We start from the raw sequence: 17,692 nt of genomic DNA on the forward strand, positions 1-17,692 counted from the left end.
CTCTAACTAACAAATGCGCTAGAGGATATGTGCCTGTACATCCGGATCTTTACGATCAAGATAGTGGATCGACTGAATGCGGCGGATGGTGCGTGATTTGCCGCGGATCAGCAGTGTTTCCGTCGTGGCAATATGGCCTTTCCGGCTAATTCCTTCCAGCAGATCGCCTTTCGTGATGCCGGTCGCGGAGAAAATAACGTTATCGCTACGCGCCATGTCGCCCAGGCATAACGCCTTGCCCGCTTCAATGCCCATTGCTTTGCAGCGCGCCAGTTCCTGTTCGCCAATGCGGCGGTTTTCTTCGCTGTCGCCTTTCACGTCATGGCGCGCCAGCAGACGCCCCTGCATATCGCCGTCCAGCGCGCGGATCACCGCTGCGGATACCACGCCTTCTGGTGCGCCGCCAATCCCGTACAGCACGTCGACTTCGCTATCCGGCATACAGGTCAGAATTGAGGCCGCGACGTCGCCGTCAGGAATGGCAAACACGCGTACGCCCAGTTTGGCCATCTCTGCGATGACCTCGTCATGACGCGGTTTTGCCAGAATGGTCACGGTCAGATCGCCAAGCGGTTTACCCAGCGCATCCGCGATGTTGCGCAGGTTATCCGCCAGCGGCAGATTGAGATCGATCGCCCCTTTGGCGCCCGGACCGACAATCAGTTTTTCCATATACATATCGGGCGCGTTCAGGAAGCAGCCTTTATCGCCGACCGCCAGCACCGCCAGCGCGTTCGCCTGACCCATCGCCGTCATGCGCGTGCCCTCAATCGGATCGACGGCGATATCTACCGCATCGCCGTGGCCGGTACCGACTTTCTCGCCGATATAGAGCATCGGGGCCTCGTCGATTTCGCCTTCGCCAATCACGATGGTGCCGTCAATGTTGACCTGGTTGAGCATGATACGCATGGCGTTGACCGCCGCGCCGTCCGCGGTATTTTTATCGCCGCGTCCCAGCCATTTGTAGCCAGCCAGCGCCGCCGCTTCGGTTACACGGGAAAATTCGATGGCAAGTTCTCGTCTCATAAAAAACTCGTAGCAAAAAGGAGTGGCGCGCAGTGTAGCACAGGGGAAGGAGGGAATAATTGATGTGTGTGCGGAGTTGCCCCCGCACAAAGATTTTGCCGGATGGCGACCTTACTTGTCGTGCTCTTCCCACGCCATTGCGCGTTTAACTGCTTTCTTCCAGCCGCTGTAACGGTAGTTACGCTCGGTGGTTTCAATGCCGGGGCGGAATTCTCGTTCAATGACGGCTTTTTCCTGCAACTCGTCCAGGTTCTGCCAGTAACCGACGGCCAGACCAGCCAGATAGGCGGCGCCCAGCGCGGTCACTTCGCGCACTTCCGGGCGTTCCACCCGCGTGCCGAGAATATCTGACTGGAACTGCATCAGGAAGTTGTTGGCCACTGCGCCGCCGTCCACACGCAAAGCATGCAGGCGGATACCGGAGTCGGCCTGCATCGCTTCCAGTACGTCGCGGGTCTGGTAAGCGATAGATTCGAGCGTCGCGCGGATAATGTGATTAGAGTTCACGCCGCGAGTCAGGCCAAAAATGGCGCCGCGGGCATACGGGTCCCAGTACGGCGCGCCCAGACCGGTGAAGGCCGGAACCACGTAGACGCCGTTGGTATCTTTCACTTTCGTGGCGAAATATTCGGAGTCGAACGCGTCGCTGATGAGCTTCATTTCATCACGCAGCCATTGAATGGACGCTCCCGCCATAAACACCGCGCCTTCCAGCGCATAGTTGACTTCGCCGCTTGGGCCGCAGGCGATGGTGGTCAGCAGGCCGTTTTCCGATTTTACCGCTTTCTCGCCGGTGTTCATCAGCATAAAGCAGCCGGTGCCGTAGGTGTTCTTTGCCATTCCTTCCTTTACGCACAGTTGGCCGAATAGCGCGGCCTGCTGATCCCCGGCAATCCCGGCGATAGGAATACGTGTACCGCCTTTACCGCCAATATTGGTCTGGCCGTAGACTTCGGAGGACTTACGTACCTGGGGCAGCATCGCGCGTGGGATATCCAGCACGTCCAGCATCTTATCGTCCCAGTCCAAATCATGGATGTTGAACAGCATGGTTCGTGAGGCGTTGGTGTAATCCGTAACGTGGACGCGGCCCTGCGTCATCTTCCAGATAAGCCAGGTATCCACCGTACCGAACAGCAGCTCGCCACGCTTCGCGCGTTCGCGCGAACCTTCCACATGGTCAAGGATCCATTTCACTTTAGTGCCAGAGAAGTACGGGTCGACGACCAGACCGGTATTGTCGCGGATGTAATCTTCCATGCCGTCGCGTTTAAGCTGTTCGCAAATATCGGCGGTACGACGGCACTGCCAGACAATAGCGTTGTATATCGGTTTGCCGGTTTCACGTTCCCAGACGATCGCGGTTTCACGTTGGTTGGTGATACCGATAGCGGCAATCTGATCGGAACTGATATCGGCCTTGGCCAGCACTTCTACCAGCGTTGAGCTTTGGGACGCCCAAATTTCCATCGGGTCGTGTTCTACCCAGCCTGGCTTAGGATAAATTTGCTCAAATTCGCGCTGTGATACGCTGACGATATTCGCGTCATGATCCATAACGACCGCGCGGGAGCTGGTGGTGCCCTGGTCGAGCGCAACGATATATTTTTTTTCAGTCATAATTTTGTCCCGTAATCAGATTACAGCGAAGCATTTTGTTGTGTGGTCGCGGTGGAGTCCTTCTCTTCCACGACGCAGGTATCGCACGGCAAATGACGGCCAATAAATTTGCGATAAGCAAACGCGCCCAGAATGGCGCCGACGATGGGGCCAAACAGCGGCACCAGGAAGTAAGGAATGTCTCTACCGCCGGTAAATGCAATTTCACCCCAGCCGGCAAGCCCGGCGAACATTTTGGGGCCAAAGTCACGCGCCGGATTCATCGCAAATCCGGTCAACGGCCCCATAGAGGCACCGATAACGGCGATCAGTAAACCAATGAGCAGTGGCGCAAGCGGACCGCGAGGTACGCCGTTGCCGTCGTCGGTCAGCGCCAGAATCAGCCCCATCAGAATAGCGGTAATCACCATTTCAACCGCGAAGGCCTGCACAAAATTGATATGAGGATTCGGGTAAGTTGAGAAAATGCCTGCGAGATCGAGACTTTCAACGCTGCCACGGACGATATGGTGGGTTTGTTCGAAGTCCACAAAAAGATTGTAATAAAGCCCGTAAACTAACGCCGCTGCGCAAAAGGCGCCGGCAACTTGAGAAATAATAAAAGGAACAACTTTACGTTTGTCGAAACAGGCAAATAGCCAGAGTGCGATGGTCACTGCCGGGTTCAGGTGTGCGCCAGAAACACCTGCCGTCAGGTAGATAGCCATCGCCACCCCCAGACCCCAGATGACGCTGATTTCCCACTGTCCAAAAGTAGCTCCGGCAACTTTAAGCGCAGCGACACAACCCACACCGAAAAAAATCAACAACCCGGTACCGAGGAATTCAGCAATGCACTGGCCTTTTAAGGTTGATGTTTGACTCATAATCGGATCCTGAAGAGTATGTAATGATTATTGATATGCGAGGAGGTCATGGACATCCACGATGCCCTGTAGGCACACTGTTAATTTATCGTTAACGAGCAAAAACGAGAAATATCGAAATCAAAATGTGTGTACTGCGTCAATAAAATGAGCGTTATCGCGCCATGAGGCGCATTTTGAGACAGCAGAAGAGAGTGAATTGAATCATTTCATTAACCAATATGTTAACACTTTTAAGTTATTGAATGAATGTTACCAGGAGATGGATGAAAATTGCTGCAAACCGCGATCTACGCGGTATGTCGCTGGACAGCGAGAGCGGGGCTTCATACAATCGACACTATATATTGTGCGCGTTTACGTGAAGCGTCGCCTTGCAATTCAGGAGAGGTAAGATCATGTCTTTAGAAGTGTTTGAGAAACTGGAAGCAAAAGTACAGCAGGCGATTGACACCATCACCCTGTTACAGATGGAAATTGAAGAGCTGAAAGAAAAGAACAACAGCCTGACGCAGGAAGTGCAGTCTGCACAGCATCAGCGTGAAGAACTCGAGCGTGAAAATAATTCTCTGAAGGAACAGCAGAGCGGCTGGCAGGAACGTTTGCAGGCGCTGCTTGGTCGTATGGAAGAAGTCTAATCCTCGTCATATTTCACGTTATGGCGGCGTTGGCTGCGTGCGTTCACCCCAGTCACATAGTGGCCTATGCTCCTGGGGATTCACTTACTTGCCGCCTTGCCCTGACGCGAAATCTATAGAGGATTTAGAATGCGGATACCGGTGGGTCGGATAAGGCGTAAGCTGCCATCCGGCAATCAGCGACAACGCATAAAAAAGGCGCCTTACGGCGCCTTTTTTGATCACTCGATATCAAGCGGGTCTTCGGAAAGGATAATCCCGGTGTTGTCGGCATAGAGATGATCGCCGGAGAAGAACGTCACGCCGCCGAAATTGACGCGCACATCGCTTTCCCCAATGCCTTCACCTGCGGCGCCAACCGGAATGGCGGCGATCGCCTGAATGCCGATATCCAGCTCTTCCAGATCGTCCACCTGACGCACCGCGCCATAGATAACCAGCCCTTCCCATTCATTTTGCGTAGCCAGACGCGCCAGCTCCGCATCGACTAATGCACGACGGACAGAACCGCCGCCATCGACCAGCAGAACCCGACCACGGCCATTTTGTTCGAGCAGATCGTACAGCAACCCGTTGTCCTCGAAACATTTTACCGTGATGATTTGTCCGCCAAACGACGACCGTCCTCCAAAATTGGAGAACAGCGGTTCCACGACGTTGACATCTTCCTGATAGATGTCACAAAGCTCGGAAGTATCGTATTTCATAGGCTTAACGTTCAGTTGCTGCGAGAATTTTTAGTATATCGCGCTAAGTATACTGTTGGCAAAATCATCAATTGTTAATTGATATTTGTCAGTTAAACGGCCCACTGACTTAAGAGTATCCCAATCACAAATAACAGGTTGGTTAACAACGCGCCTTTAACGGTACGTTCAAGCATTGGGCGCATTGCCGCAGGCTCCCTTTCGCGCATTACGTAGCGCGCTTGTTTAATGAGCAATGGCGCGGCCAGAATAAACAACCATCCCCACGGACTGTGTAGCGAGAGCAGATTAAACAGCGCCAGACAGAGCAGCGCGCCTAGCAACAGGCAGGCGTGATAACGACGCGCGTTGACATCGCCGAGTCGTACCACAAGGGTGTTTTTGCCGTTCTCTCTGTCGCTATTAATATCGCGCAGGTTATTAATATTCAGCACCGCCGTCGCCAGTAAACCGCAGGCGGTGGCCGGGAGAATTAGCGCCGGAATCAACGTATGCGCCTGGAGGTACCAGCTCCCCATGACACTTAGCCAGCCAAAGAATACCAGGACAGAGATATCACCCAGCCCGATATAACCGTAGGGCCGATTACCCACGGTGTAGGTGATGGCGGCGATAATCGACAGCCCGCCCAAAATCAGGAAGCCGACAAAATCGGTTAACGTATGGCACGCGACCGCCACCAGCGCCAGTCCGGAGATACAGATCAGCACGACGGTAATGATTAACGCCCGCTTCATCTCCTGCCGGGTGATGACGCCTTTTTGCATTCCCCGCAGCGGCCCGATGCGATCCGGTTTATCACTGCCTTTGACAGCGTCGCCGTAATCGTTGGCGAGGTTGGATAAAATTTGCAGCAGCCCGGCGGTGATAAGGGCCAGCAGTGCGACCAGAGGATCGAAATAGCCTTGCCACCATGCCAGGGCCGTACCGACGATAATCGCTGCGAAGGCGAGGGGTAAGGTTTTGGGTCGTAAGCTTTCCAGCCAGGCCTGGGTGCGGCTAATTTGTTGTTGTTCAGTCATATTTAGCGCCAATAAAAATGGGGCTTTTCAGCCCCATCAACAGTGATGAAAATGCATTGGACGCGATTATAAGATAAAACGGCTTAGATCTTCATCTGCGACCAGCGCATCCAGATGTTTGCTCACATATTCCGCATCAATTGTGATGTTTTGGCCGTGCAGATCGCTGGCGTTATAGGAAATTTCTTCCATCAGACGCTCCAGTACGGTATGCAGACGGCGCGCGCCGATGTTTTCGGTGGTTTCGTTAACCTGCCAGGCGGCTTCGGCAATACGTTTAATACCGGAATCGGTGAACTCGATATTGACGCCTTCAGTTGCCATCAGCGCTTTATACTGCACGGTGACGGAGGCGTTTGGCTCGGTCAAAATGCGTTCGAAATCGCTGGTGGTCAGCGCCTGAAGTTCAACGCGAATCGGCAGACGGCCCTGCAGTTCCGGGATCAGATCAGACGGCTTCGCCACCTGGAACGCGCCAGAGGCGATAAACAGAATATGATCCGTTTTGACCATGCCGTGTTTGGTCGAAACCGTGCAGCCTTCTACCAGCGGCAGTAAGTCGCGCTGTACGCCTTCGCGTGAAACATCCGGGCCGGAGGTTTCGCCACGCTTACAAATTTTGTCAATTTCATCGATAAACACGATGCCGTGCTGTTCAACCGCGTCGATAGCGTCCTGTTTCAGCTCTTCCGGGTTGACCAGCTTAGCAGCTTCTTCTTCAACCAACAGTTTCATCGCGTCTTTAATTTTCAGCTTACGCGGTTTCTGTTTCTGACCGCCCAGGTTCTGGAACATAGACTGCAACTGGCTGGTCATCTCTTCCATGCCCGGAGGCGCCATAATCTCTACGCCCATCGGCGCGGCGGCGAGGTTAATCTCGATCTCTTTATCGTCGAGCTGGCCTTCGCGCAGTTTTTTGCGGAACGTTTGACGGGCGGCAGAAGGCTCCTGCTGCTGTTCGGCCTGGCCCCAGTTATTTTTTGCGGGTGGGATCAGTACGTCGAGAATACGCTCTTCCGCCAACTCCTCCGCACGATAGCGGTTTTTCTCGATAGCCTGTACGCGAACCATTTTCACAGCGGCATCGGTCAGATCGCGGATGATAGAGTCCACTTCTTTCCCGACGTAGCCCACTTCGGTGAATTTGGTGGCTTCGACTTTAATGAACGGCGCGTTGGCGAGTTTTGCCAGACGACGGGCGATTTCGGTTTTACCGACGCCGGTCGGGCCAATCATCAGAATATTTTTCGGCGTTACTTCGTGGCGCAGCTCTTCATCAAGCTGCATACGACGCCAGCGGTTACGCAATGCAATCGCCACGGAACGCTTTGCGTTATCCTGGCCGATAATGTGTTTGTTCAGTTCGCTGACAATTTCGCGTGGGGTCATTTCAGACATGAGAGGTCCTTACGCTTTGGCGGTCAATTCTTCAATGGTGTGGAAATGGTTGGTGTAAATGCAGATATCGCCTGCAATATCCAACGCCTTTTCAGCAATTTCGCGCGCGCCGAGCTCGGTATTTTCCAACAGAGCGCGAGCGGCAGCCTGGGCATAAGGACCGCCGGAGCCGATAGCAATTAAATCGTTTTCAGGTTGCACGACATCGCCGTTACCCGTGATGATGAGCGAGGCGGTTTCATCCGCGACGGCCAGCAACGCTTCCAGTTTGCGTAGCATACGGTCGGTACGCCAGTCTTTCGCCAGTTCAACGGCGGCTTTGACCAGGTGCCCCTGATGCATTTCCAGTTTACGTTCAAACAGCTCGAACAGCGTGAATGCATCCGCAGTACCGCCCGCAAAGCCCGCAATGACCTTGTCGTTGTAGAGGCGGCGGACTTTCTTCACGTTGCCTTTCATTACTGTGTTACCCAGTGTGGCCTGACCATCACCGGCGATTACCACGTGGCCGTTACGGCGTACGCTTACTATTGTTGTCACGAGCAGACCCCTTGGTTACTAATGCTGAATTGCGGCCCCGTACGGCGTACGGGGCATAATGCAAGTATAGATGGGGGAGATTTTGAGGGTTTCAACCCCCGGTGGCGAGTCGAATGCAGTTTGTATGGCCCGCCATCTTCAGACGGTTAATGGTGCTGTCGGCATTTTCTTTACCTTTCACCGGCCCGATAACCACGCGATTCCAGCCGTTATTGGTGGTAATTTTGGAGTCAAAGCCTTCAAACGCCAGCTGAGCGCGGACGCTTTCTGCCTGCTCGGCGCCTTTGAATGAACCACATTGCACCATCCAGCGACGCTCATCTTTTTTCTCTGCTGTCGCCTTCGGCGCTTCAGGCGCGCGTGTAATTGGCGCGGCTTTCGGCGCTGCCGCGCTGGTATGCGCCGGCGTTTGCAGCAAATCCTGATAAGGTTGCTGCGAAGCCGTCTGCTTCGGCGGCTGACTTTGGCGCGCAGGTTGCGCCGGGGCGGATTGTACCGTGCGCGTTTGCGGCTGCTCGTTTACCCGCGGCTGCGTGCGTGGTTGCTGAACAGGCTGCGTTTGAGCCCACTGCTGCTGCTGCTGCTGCTGCTGCTGCTGCGCCTGACGCTGGCGCTGTAGCGTTTGTTGGCGTTGTTCTGGCGTCTGCTCGTTCCACGGGACTTCGTTAAGTTGCGTCGGCTGCTGACGCATATCCGCCTGCATCTGTTCCAGAAGTTGACGCTGCTCGCTGGTGAGTTGATTCGGATTCATGACTTCGCCGCCGGCGGACGGTTCCGTTGGCGTACGCACGCCCGGCTGGCGACTTTCCAGCTCTTTGATGTAACGCCAGCGCTCTTCCGGTTTTGGCGGAAGCCCATTGCCGGTGACTTTCTGGTTTTGTAGCGTTTCGGACTCTTCTTTCTTATGGTGAGTAATGAAGTACAGACCGCCGATAAAGGTCACAAGGACGGCTGCCGCAATCGCGACCATTGCCGGCGAGACGGCAGGCATGTTGCTTTGCTTCTTCCGTGAGTTCCGTGAGGTGCTCTTTTTGCGCCGCGAAGGAGCCGGTTGGCCGCGACGTACATAATCTCGTTGTGCCACTATCGTTTCGCTGTATTTATTCGTTCGTCAGCCCGTCATGTTACTGAAGCGGCGGGCCTTTGACCAGACAGGTGAGTCTTAAAGCTATTTACTTTAGGGTAAAGCGCGCGTAGAACCGCGAATAATCAGCTCGCAATCCATTAAACGCGAGCCGCTGCTCACATTTTGCCCCTGCATCTGATCGAGCAACAACAGCATCGCCTCGCGACCAATGTCAAAACGCGGCTGCGCCACGGTTGTCAACGGAGGGTCGCAAAACTCGGCCAGCGCGATATTGTCAAAGCCGATAATCGACAGATCGTCAGGCACTTTCAGTCCCTGGCGCTTGGCCCAGGAGAGGGCGCCCAGCGCCATTACGTCGCTATGACAAAAGACGGCGGTAGGCGGCAACGGTTGCTCAAGCAACTGCTTTAATGCGTTTGCCCCGGCTTCAAAGGTAAAGTCGCCACGGGCGATGTAATGCGGATCGACCACAATGCCACTGCGTCTTAATGCCTGTACGTAACCTTGTAAGCGATAGTGACAGAGCGGCATGTCTTCCGGCCCCGCAATACAACCAATCCGCTTGTGGCCCAAATCCAACAGGTAGTTCATGGCATTGAACGCGGCGGTCAGGTTATCGATATGTACCGTCGGCAGTTCAAGCTCCGGCGCAAACTCATTCGACATCACCATCGGAGGCAAATTGCGCTGCTCCTCAACGCTGGCGTCAAAGGGCAGTCGGGAACTGAGAAGTACCATGCCGTCGATCTGTTTGGTGATGATGAGATTAAGAAAGGTTTTTTCTTTCTGGTTTTGATGGGCGCAATCGCCAATCAGCACCAGATATCCCTGTTCTGCCGCGGTCACTTCGATACCGCGGATAATTTCACTGAAGAAGGGATCGCAAATATCCGGGACAATCACCAAAATCGTACGGGATTCATTGCGTTTTACATTTCGCCCCATCGACTGCGGGAAATAACCCACTTCAAGCGCGGCCTGTTCAACCCGGCTACGGGTCGACTGGGAGACTTTATCGGGGTTCATTAACGCGCGGGATACGGTTGCCGTAGAGACTTTCGCCTTCAACGCAACATCCTTCATCGTAGCGGCAGTAACCTGCTTGTTCGATTTCACTCTTTCTCCTCGCCTGGGAACTGCTGGCGCAGATCTATCCCTGGTAACACTCATCGAAAACATTTTTATCAGATAGTGCGTGGAAGCGGTTACAGAATTTTCATAAAAAGTGTGATGGATCTTTAATTTTACGATCCGCCTCGCATCGTGAGGACTATCCTTCAATCGGATCGACGTCCAGAACCCATTTAACTTTCCGCGCTTCAGGGAGCGTATTGATCAACGCCAGCGTGCCGCTGATGATGTGTTGCAGGCGAATCCGTGAAGGATGCTGAAGTAAAATTTGCCAGCGATAGCGGCCGCCGCGTTTTGGCGCGAGGGCCGGAACCGGACCTAAGATCCACAGCTTATCGTCTGATAGCGGGCTGGCCTGAATCAGATTACGCAACTGCTGGAGAAAGACGGGCGCCTGCTGATTGTTGTGATCCTCTGCGCGAATAATGACGTGGCTGGTCCACGGCGGAAGCTGGAGCGTTTGCCGTTCCGCCAGCGCCTGCTCCGCAAACGCATCATAGCCTTTATACAGTAACGTTTGCAGCAGGGGATGCTCAGGATGGTGCGTTTGGAGCACCACTTCGCCCTGTTTACCCGCGCGCCCGGCGCGGCCGGAAACCTGAGTGTAGAGCTGGGCGAAGCGTTCCGCCGAACGAAAATCTGCGGAAAAAAGCGCGCCATCGACGTCCAGCAACGCCACCAGCGTGACGTCCGGAAAGTGATGGCCTTTCGCCAGCATTTGTGTGCCTATCAGAATGCGCGCTCCGCCGCGGTGAACTTCCGCCAGATGCTGCTCCAGCGCGCCTTTACGACTGGTGGTATCACGGTCGATTCGTGAGATCGGCACGCCGGGGAAGAAGGGCGCCAGCACCTGCTCCAGCTGTTCGGTCCCTAACCCAACCGGTAGCATATGTGTGGAGCCGCAGGAGGGGCACTGACGCGGTACCGGACGCTGGCTGTCGCAGTGATGACAGCGTAAATGATGCTGCGCCTGGTGCAGCGTGTAGTAGTGATCGCAACGCGGGCACTCCGCAATCCAGCCGCAGTCGTGGCAAAGCAGCGCGGGCGCGAATCCCCGGCGGTTAAGAAATAAAATTACCTGATTGTCGGCCTGGAGATGTTGGCGCATACGGGCGATAAGGGCGGGCGCCAGTCCCGCCTGAAGACGCTGGCCTTTTAAATCCAGCACATGCTGCAGGGCTGGGCGGGCGTTGCCTGCGCGCCGCGTCAGACGCAGCATCCGGTATTTTTTCTGCCGCACGTTGCATAGCGTTTCCAGGGCTGGGGTGGCGGAGCCGAGAATAATCGGGATTTGCTCGCTATGGGCGCGATACACTGCCAAATCGCGGGCATGGTAGCGCCACCCTTCCTGCTGTTTATAAGAACTGTCGTGCTCTTCGTCGATGACAATCACGCCAAGATTTTTAAACGGCGTAAACAGCGAGGAACGCGTGCCGATGACAATCGCCGCTTCGCCGTTTTTCGCTTTCAGCCATGCCGAAAGACGCTCGCTGTCGTTTAGCCCGGAATGCAGCACTTCCACCGGCGCGTTAAAACGTTCGCGAAAACGGGCGATCGTTTGCGGCGTCAGGCCGATTTCCGGCACCATCACCAGCGCCTGTTTGCCCTGGGCGAGGACGTTTTCCAGCACGCTCAGATACACTTCGGTCTTGCCGGAACCGGTTACGCCTGCCAGCAACCAGGCGGAGAAACCGTCCGACGCGCTGTGAATCGCGCCGACCGCTGTCGCCTGTTCGGTATTTAGCCGCAGGCGCTCTCCTGCGACGGCATAATGCTCCCGCCAGTCGGTAAACGCGGGCGTTTCACTGGCAAGCTCACAAAGCCCCTTACGCCGCAGCGTTTGCAGCGTGGCGTCAGCAAAATCAAGCTCGGCTACCTGATAGCGCCAGATCTTTCCTTGCCGCAGCGCCGCCAACGCCTGTTGTTGTTTGGCGGAGCGTTTCAGGCTGTTGATGTCGACGGCTTGCCCCTCTTCGGTGGCGAACCAATACCATAGGGGCGCGTTGCTGGCTGGTTTTCCCTGACGCAATAAAACCGGCAGAGCGTGAAACAGAACGTCGCCGAGGGGATGGTGGTAGTAATCCGCCGCCCAGAGGAGTAAGCGCCAGATGGAGGGAGAAAAGATTGGCTCGTTATCCAGGATTTCAATGACCGATTTTAATTCATTGAGCGGCAATTCGCTGTGGTCGCTAACCGAGACGACAATGCCCACGCGCTCTTGCTGCTTGCCGAACGGCACGCGCACGCGGCACCCGGCTTTGGCGACCCCGCCTTCCGGCAGCAGGTAATCAAAGGTTCGGGGAAGCGGAACGGGCAAGGCAACGTGCGCGACGGACATAGCATCTTCCTGACTTGAAATTTCGTCGGGTAGTATACACATTACGATAAGGGAGCGCGGATCAGTTTGCATACGGTGGTCAAATTCTGTATGATTCGCCGCCTTTGGTGCGTGTTGTGAGCATCAAACCCTTTACTATTAACTTCGCGTGGTGTCTGGCGTTAGGGCTGGAAGAGCGACGCGGCCTTACACTGAGGTTCCCCATGAAAAAAGGTATTCACCCGAATTACGTAGAAATTACTGCAACCTGTTCTTGCGGTAATGTTATCAAAACCCACTCTACCGTGGGTCACGACCTGAACCTGGACGTGTGCGGCAAATGCCACCCGTTCTTCACTGGTAAGCAGCGTGTTGTTGATACCGGTGGTCGTGTTGAGCGCTTCAACAAGCGCTTCAGCATCCCTGGCAGCAAATAAGTTACCGCCAGAAAAAAAGCGCCGCAGGGCGCTTTTTTTGTTTTCTAGGGATAACAGTATTTGTTCAGACACATTCTGTGATCCGTAATCGCTTTCATTACGCTTCCTGCCGTGAGTTTTAACGAAGGATTTATAGTCAGTCCCGCGCTTTCCAGCCCCTTCGCTGTCCATTTATTGCAGGTATTGAGTATGCCGTAGCGGCCATTCGCGGTGTAAAACTGGCTATCGCCGTAAATTCCTTGTTTTAACGGAATCAGATTACCCTCTGCGTCACGCGCAAAGCTGCGGCCCAGATAACGCATCAGACTGTTACGCTGGTTTGTGTGCAGGAGCAGTGATTTTATCTCGCTACCGGCGAAATAGCGTTCTGGTTGACCGGAAAAGGCGACGATGTGCATAACCGCGCCAGATGACCAGAACATGGCCTGGAGCGTAAGCGCGGTGGTTATTTCTTGTGACTGATAAAAGCCCTTATCGCCCCAGCCGATTTCATACCACTGCGTCTCCTGAGCGAACCGTTTTTTAAGCTGTGGCAGAACGGTATTAACATCATGGGCCGGCGCAATAATTCCCGTGTGCCAGCCATGACTGACGATATAGATTTCCGTCGGGGAGGGCTGTCCGCCTGTCGTAGGTTTTACGGCTTGTGGAAAGGTTGTGCAGCCATATAGCAATAAACTTAACCAGGCGATAAAGAGATTTTTCATGACATATCACCAGCAAAGGCGCGGTATGTTGTGGCGTTTGTCTAATGACGCTGCGTTTATCGGGTCGGTGCCGGATTGGTAATTCATTGATATTTTTGCATTCCTCTTCGAGGGCAATAAGGCGAATGTCATAATTACAATACGTTTTAACCATTCAGGCGGAAGTTAGCTTCCGCCTGTTTTACTTTTACTATCTCGCTTTATTTTTTAAACATCTGCTCTGGATCGATAATCAGCGCCCGATAACCCAGCATACCGGCACGGTTACTGTGTACTTTTAGCTCCAGCATCACATCCTGAGTACCGTCTTTGACTTCATCCAGAACGGATACGATCGGTTTTGTACCGCTCATTCCCGCTGTAGCCGAGTACATGAACATCGTTTTGGTTTCCGGGCGATATTCCGTGACGGAAGTAATGGCGCTGTACCAGTCAAAACCGCGCTCTTTACCATATTCCCACATTTGGGAAACCGTCATATTTTTTTCGTCAATTTGATATTCCACGCCGCGGGAATATTTCATTGATGGCATGGCCGGTTGTTCCATGCCGCGCGCATCGCCGTTATCAAAGGCGGTCACGACGGTTTTACCTCCGGTGCTTTTGGATGGCACTAACCAACCGGTATGTTGTGTCCATGTCCAGTCAAATTCACCGTCGCAGTGGTGCGCTTCGCAGGTTAGTGGTTTACCGTTGCTGTCTACGGGTTTCAGCACTTTTTTCGCCAGTTCGCCTTTCCAGCCGGATGGATCGGAAAGTATCCATTTCACTTTTTTATCGCGGCCAATTTTGATGATGGCAGACTGGTGGCGCGAGCTAATGATAATGCTGTCGTCGCGAGGATCGTAGCTGACGGAGTTAACATGTGCCCAGTTGCGGCCCGGGCCGGAGCCCGCGATATCGCCGAAGGGTTGTTTTGCAAGCTGCTCTTTGGTCATGACCTGACCGGAATGTTCGGCATCGACGCTCAAACATACCGCTCCCTGATCCATCGCCAGAATAACGTCGTCACGATAGGGGTCGAGGATTTTTGGCAGATCCCAGTAATCGACGGTATCGCCGTTCTGGTCAACTTCAAGAATATGATCACGCACAGTATTGATGGTGTATTTACCATTTAATGGATAATTTTCTTTTGCGACACGCAGCAGGTAGGTGCCTTTCGGCGTTTCGGTAATGGCGTGCGAAAAATCAATAAATCCTTTTGGCAGTCGTTTATCGGAAATAACGCGGCCTAAGAAATCATATTTAAAGTAACGTTGACCCTGACCAAAAATAAGATTGCCATCGTTAACCTGATGGAAGCTCATCATGGAACCAAAGCGCGTTATATCATCCTGGTTACGGAATTTATCAATATTCATATAGCCGCGAACGTCGCCATTCGTATCGCTAATCCAGTTGATACCGGTATAATCCCAGTTCGCCGCGCCGCCTGCGACATGCATAATGTGGCCGGCTCTTGGCATCCCTGTTATATGGTTAAAAAGATATAAGCGATTTTTAAGCGAGCTATCGACTTTAACCGGTTCTACCGTAGGAAGAACGGCAGTTTGCCCGGTAGTAGAGGGCAATGATACCGGTGCGGCGTAAATGGACCACGTATAAGTTTGTTTTTTACCTTCTTCAGTCCAGTCAACTTTAACCTTATTGACATAATCTGGATACAAGCCAAATACAGGTATGCCGTCATGGGTATTTATAGCCTGCGGGCCGACATCATAACTGATCGGGATACCTTTTTCCCCTTTCCCTAAAACGGTAACCTTCACGTCCTGTACATTATGATTGGCTTTATTAATGATTGCTGTTAATGGGAAAACGCCGCCGTAGGGGGCGACATCGACCATACCTAATGGCCCTTCATGTACTGGAATGACATCTGCTGATGCGACCATTGGCCTGTTTGGGTCTAAAACGCCTGAGGCTAAAACGCTGCCGCTCAAACACAGGCAACATAATACAGGTAAGACTTTCCTTGTAAATAACATGTTTATTTCCCCATTCGATATTATCGATAAGTTGAATGTATATTAACTTCCTTATTTGTTGGAGATGAAAAAAACATTTAAAAAAGTAAAACAATCCGCGGAGGGGAATAATGATGCTGGTCACAAATATGAGGTATTCATGGTCTTTTTAACAATACTCATCGTTATACTATTTGTTCAGTAAATACATAGCGGTGTATTATTATTCATGTACGCTTTGCTACGTGAAACTTTAAATAAAGATTGGAAGTTTAAATATAATAAAATTATATCGGTTATGGCATGTCGGGGATTTTTTTCAGGAAAATAACGAAGAGAAACTTATCATGTATGACAAATTTATCTATCGAGGGCTATTCGGGAAGATGAACATTTAGAAAAATGTCGGAGATAGCCGTGTACAGCGGGAATCGTTAAAAAAGCGCGGCCAGAGGCGTTCTGACCGCATGCTTTGCTATCAGTATTCCCACGTTTCCGGGTCAATCCCCATCTCACGCATGATCTCTTTTGCCGCTTCCGGGATTTCATCGCTGCGCTCTTTTCGCAGATCGGCATCATCCGGCAAGGGTTGCCCGGTAAAGGCGTGCAGAAATGCTTCACACAACAGCTCGCTGTTGGTGGCGTGGCGCAGGTTGTTCACCTGACGACGCGTACGTTCATCGGTGAGGATTTTTAACACCTTCAGAGGAATGGAAACCGTAATTTTTTTGACTTGCTCACTCTTCTTACCGTGCTCAGCGTATGGGCTGATATATTCGCCGCTCCATTCAGCCATGAGATACTTAATCCTCTTCGTCATTAATATTGAGGTCTGAACCTGAGCCCGGACCATAATCGCGCGTAGTTTACCGTAGTGGCGCGGCCCTGACACGAAGTTAGCGGTCGCAGATGTGCGCTAATGCATATAATTTTAACGGCTATTTGCGGTTTGCTCAATCTATACGCAAAGAAGTTTAGATGTCCAGATGTATTGACGTCTATTGTGGTAGTGGTTAATCTGTGGCCTGACTTTCACCGACTCAGCCAGGAATATCTTCATATGACGCGTAAACAGGCCACTATCGCAGTGCGTAGCGGATTAAACGACGACGAGCAATACGGCTGCGTTGTGCCGCCAATCCATCTCTCCAGTACCTATAACTTTACCGGTTTCAATGAGCCGCGCGCGCATGATTATTCCCGCCGCGGTAATCCCACGCGTGATGTGGTTCAGCGCGCATTAGCGGAACTGGAAGGCGGCGCGGGCGCGGTATTGACGAATACCGGCATGTCGGCGATTCATCTGGTCACCACCGTTTTCCTCAAGCCGGGCGATCTGCTGGTCGCGCCGCATGATTGCTATGGTGGCAGTTATCGTCTGTTTGACAGTCTGGCGACACGCGGCTGTTATCGTGTGCGGTTTGTCGATCAGGGCGATGAACGCGCCTTACAGGCGGCGCTGGAAGAAAAACCGAAGCTGGTGCTGGTAGAAAGTCCAAGTAATCCATTGTTACGCGTGGTGGATATTGCGAAAATCTGTCGGCTGGCGCGCGAGGCGGGCGCAGTGAGCGTCGTTGATAACACGTTTTTAAGCCCGGCGCTGCAAAATCCGCTGGCGTTGGGTGCCGATCTGGTGTTGCATTCATGCACGAAATATCTCAACGGTCATTCGGATGTCGTGGCCGGCGTGGTGATTGCTAAAGATCCGGAAATGGTCACTGAACTGGCGTGGTGGGCGAATAATATTGGCGTGACGGGCGGGGCGTTTGATAGTTATCTGCTGCTGCGTGGTTTGCGAACTCTGGTGCCGCGTATGGAGCTGGCGCAGCGCAACGCGCAGGCGATTGTGGATTACCTGCAAACCCAGCCGTTGGTGAAAAAACTGTATCACCCGTCGCTGCCGGAAAATCAGGGGCATGAAATTGCCGCGCGCCAGCAAAAAGGCTTTGGCGCAATGTTGAGTTTTGAACTGGATGGGGATGAGGAGACGCTGCGTCGTTTTCTGGGCGGGCTGTCGCTGTTTACGCTGGCGGAATCTTTAGGGGGAGTGGAAAGTTTGATCTCTCACGCCGCCACCATGACGCATGCCGGTATGTCGCCGCAGGCGCGTGCCGCCGCCGGGATCTCCGAAACGCTACTGCGTATCTCCACCGGTATTGAAGATGGCGAAGATTTAATTGCCGACCTGGAAAATGGCTTCCGGGCTGCAAACAAGGGGTAAAC

At 53.1% G+C, this 17,692-nt stretch carries 16 protein-coding genes; 3 read left to right on the top strand and 13 right to left on the bottom strand.

Features of this window, described 5'->3' with window-relative positions; genetic code table 11:
* Positions 1-18: 18 nt before the first annotated feature.
* From glpX to J4614_RS20125, 3 genes are all read right to left on the bottom strand, one after another.
* On the bottom strand, positions 19-1,029 hold the full coding sequence (gene glpX, locus J4614_RS20115) for a class II fructose-bisphosphatase (RefSeq protein WP_001250624.1): 1,011 nt from the start codon (positions 1,027-1,029) through the stop codon (positions 19-21).
* A 111-nt stretch (positions 1,030-1,140) separates the two neighbouring features.
* Positions 1,141-2,649 (bottom strand): glycerol kinase GlpK, encoded by a 1,509-nt coding sequence (gene glpK / locus J4614_RS20120; protein WP_001523753.1) that lies wholly within the window; start codon positions 2,647-2,649, stop codon positions 1,141-1,143.
* A 20-nt stretch (positions 2,650-2,669) separates the two neighbouring features.
* Positions 2,670-3,515, bottom strand: a complete 846-nt coding sequence (locus J4614_RS20125) for an MIP/aquaporin family protein (protein ID WP_000084285.1) — start codon at positions 3,513-3,515, stop codon at positions 2,670-2,672.
* A 398-nt stretch (positions 3,516-3,913) separates the two neighbouring features.
* Here J4614_RS20125 and zapB point away from each other — a divergent pair, with 398 nt between their 5' ends.
* A complete protein-coding gene (zapB, locus tag J4614_RS20130) occupies positions 3,914-4,153 on the top strand; it encodes a septal ring assembly protein ZapB (protein ID WP_000051370.1) in 240 nt (79 codons plus the stop codon).
* Between the two features lie 221 nt (positions 4,154-4,374).
* Here zapB and rraA read toward each other — a convergent pair whose 3' ends face one another.
* The 7 genes from rraA to priA all read right to left on the bottom strand — a co-directional run bounded on the left by rraA (position 4,375) and on the right by priA (position 12,376).
* On the bottom strand, positions 4,375-4,860 hold the full coding sequence (rraA, locus tag J4614_RS20135) for a ribonuclease E activity regulator RraA (protein WP_000872918.1): 486 nt from the start codon (positions 4,858-4,860) through the stop codon (positions 4,375-4,377).
* A 92-nt stretch (positions 4,861-4,952) separates the two neighbouring features.
* A complete protein-coding gene (menA, locus tag J4614_RS20140) occupies positions 4,953-5,882 on the bottom strand; it encodes a 1,4-dihydroxy-2-naphthoate polyprenyltransferase (protein WP_000139639.1) in 930 nt (309 codons plus the stop codon).
* 66 nt (positions 5,883-5,948) lie between these two features.
* On the bottom strand, positions 5,949-7,280 hold the full coding sequence (gene hslU, locus J4614_RS20145; RefSeq protein ID WP_001293360.1) for an HslU--HslV peptidase ATPase subunit: 1,332 nt from the start codon (positions 7,278-7,280) through the stop codon (positions 5,949-5,951).
* Between the two features lie 9 nt (positions 7,281-7,289).
* A complete protein-coding gene (gene hslV, locus J4614_RS20150; RefSeq protein ID WP_000208240.1) occupies positions 7,290-7,820 on the bottom strand; it encodes an ATP-dependent protease subunit HslV in 531 nt (176 codons plus the stop codon).
* A 91-nt stretch (positions 7,821-7,911) separates the two neighbouring features.
* Positions 7,912-8,904, bottom strand: coding sequence for a cell division protein FtsN (gene ftsN / locus J4614_RS20155; RefSeq protein WP_000068798.1), 993 nt, complete (start codon positions 8,902-8,904; stop codon positions 7,912-7,914).
* A 93-nt stretch (positions 8,905-8,997) separates the two neighbouring features.
* Positions 8,998-10,023, bottom strand: a complete 1,026-nt coding sequence (gene cytR / locus J4614_RS20160; protein WP_000841337.1) for a DNA-binding transcriptional regulator CytR — start codon at positions 10,021-10,023, stop codon at positions 8,998-9,000.
* Between the two features lie 154 nt (positions 10,024-10,177).
* Positions 10,178-12,376, bottom strand: coding sequence for a primosomal protein N' (gene priA, locus J4614_RS20165; protein WP_208293298.1), 2,199 nt, complete (start codon positions 12,374-12,376; stop codon positions 10,178-10,180).
* A 203-nt stretch (positions 12,377-12,579) separates the two neighbouring features.
* On the opposite strand from priA, the gene rpmE reads away from it, so the two are divergent.
* Entirely contained in the window at positions 12,580-12,792 is a 213-nt protein-coding gene (gene rpmE, locus J4614_RS20170; RefSeq protein WP_000715284.1) for a 50S ribosomal protein L31, read from the top strand.
* A 44-nt stretch (positions 12,793-12,836) separates the two neighbouring features.
* On the opposite strand, the gene J4614_RS20175 is transcribed toward rpmE, so the two are convergent.
* From J4614_RS20175 to metJ, 3 genes are all read right to left on the bottom strand, one after another.
* Complete coding sequence (locus tag J4614_RS20175) at positions 12,837-13,499, bottom strand: TIGR02117 family protein (protein WP_023233053.1); 663 nt, start codon at positions 13,497-13,499, stop codon at positions 12,837-12,839.
* Positions 13,500-13,699: 200 nt separating this feature from the next.
* A complete protein-coding gene (locus tag J4614_RS20180) occupies positions 13,700-15,490 on the bottom strand; it encodes an aryl-sulfate sulfotransferase (protein ID WP_023251908.1) in 1,791 nt (596 codons plus the stop codon).
* Positions 15,491-15,947: 457 nt separating this feature from the next.
* The gene (metJ, locus tag J4614_RS20185; protein WP_000852811.1) at positions 15,948-16,265 is read right to left on the bottom strand and encodes a met regulon transcriptional regulator MetJ; all 318 of its coding nucleotides are present in this window, start codon (positions 16,263-16,265) and stop codon (positions 15,948-15,950) included.
* Between the two features lie 264 nt (positions 16,266-16,529).
* Between metJ and metB the strand changes: the two genes are divergently transcribed.
* Positions 16,530-17,690, top strand: a complete 1,161-nt coding sequence (gene metB, locus J4614_RS20190; RefSeq protein ID WP_000197211.1) for a cystathionine gamma-synthase — start codon at positions 16,530-16,532, stop codon at positions 17,688-17,690.
* Positions 17,691-17,692 lie beyond the last annotated feature (2 nt).

This window comes from Salmonella sp. 32031103-2018-00083-FB-01-SM-01 (assembly GCF_017571995.1).
GTDB lineage: Bacteria > Pseudomonadota > Gammaproteobacteria > Enterobacterales > Enterobacteriaceae > Salmonella > Salmonella enterica.

Bases quoted from the DNA above. Each gene is read 5' to 3' on its own strand.
- glpX (WP_001250624.1), bottom strand. From the start codon at position 1,029: ATGAGACGAGAACTTGCCATCGAATTTTCCCGTGTAACCGAAGCGGCG.
- glpK (WP_001523753.1), bottom strand. From the start codon at position 2,649: ATGACTGAAAAAAAATATATCGTTGCGCTCGACCAGGGCACCACCAGC.
- J4614_RS20125 (WP_000084285.1), bottom strand. From the start codon at position 3,515: ATGAGTCAAACATCAACCTTAAAAGGCCAGTGCATTGCTGAATTCCTC.
- zapB (WP_000051370.1), top strand. From the start codon at position 3,914: ATGTCTTTAGAAGTGTTTGAGAAACTGGAAGCAAAAGTACAGCAGGCG.
- rraA (WP_000872918.1), bottom strand. From the start codon at position 4,860: ATGAAATACGATACTTCCGAGCTTTGTGACATCTATCAGGAAGATGTC.
- menA (WP_000139639.1), bottom strand. From the start codon at position 5,882: ATGACTGAACAACAACAAATTAGCCGCACCCAGGCCTGGCTGGAAAGC.
- hslU (WP_001293360.1), bottom strand. From the start codon at position 7,280: ATGTCTGAAATGACCCCACGCGAAATTGTCAGCGAACTGAACAAACAC.
- priA (WP_208293298.1), bottom strand. From the start codon at position 12,376: ATGTCCGTCGCGCACGTTGCCTTGCCCGTTCCGCTTCCCCGAACCTTT.
- rpmE (WP_000715284.1), top strand. From the start codon at position 12,580: ATGAAAAAAGGTATTCACCCGAATTACGTAGAAATTACTGCAACCTGT.
- J4614_RS20175 (WP_023233053.1), bottom strand. From the start codon at position 13,499: ATGAAAAATCTCTTTATCGCCTGGTTAAGTTTATTGCTATATGGCTGC.
- J4614_RS20180 (WP_023251908.1), bottom strand. From the start codon at position 15,490: ATGTTATTTACAAGGAAAGTCTTACCTGTATTATGTTGCCTGTGTTTG.
- metJ (WP_000852811.1), bottom strand. From the start codon at position 16,265: ATGGCTGAATGGAGCGGCGAATATATCAGCCCATACGCTGAGCACGGT.
- metB (WP_000197211.1), top strand. From the start codon at position 16,530: ATGACGCGTAAACAGGCCACTATCGCAGTGCGTAGCGGATTAAACGAC.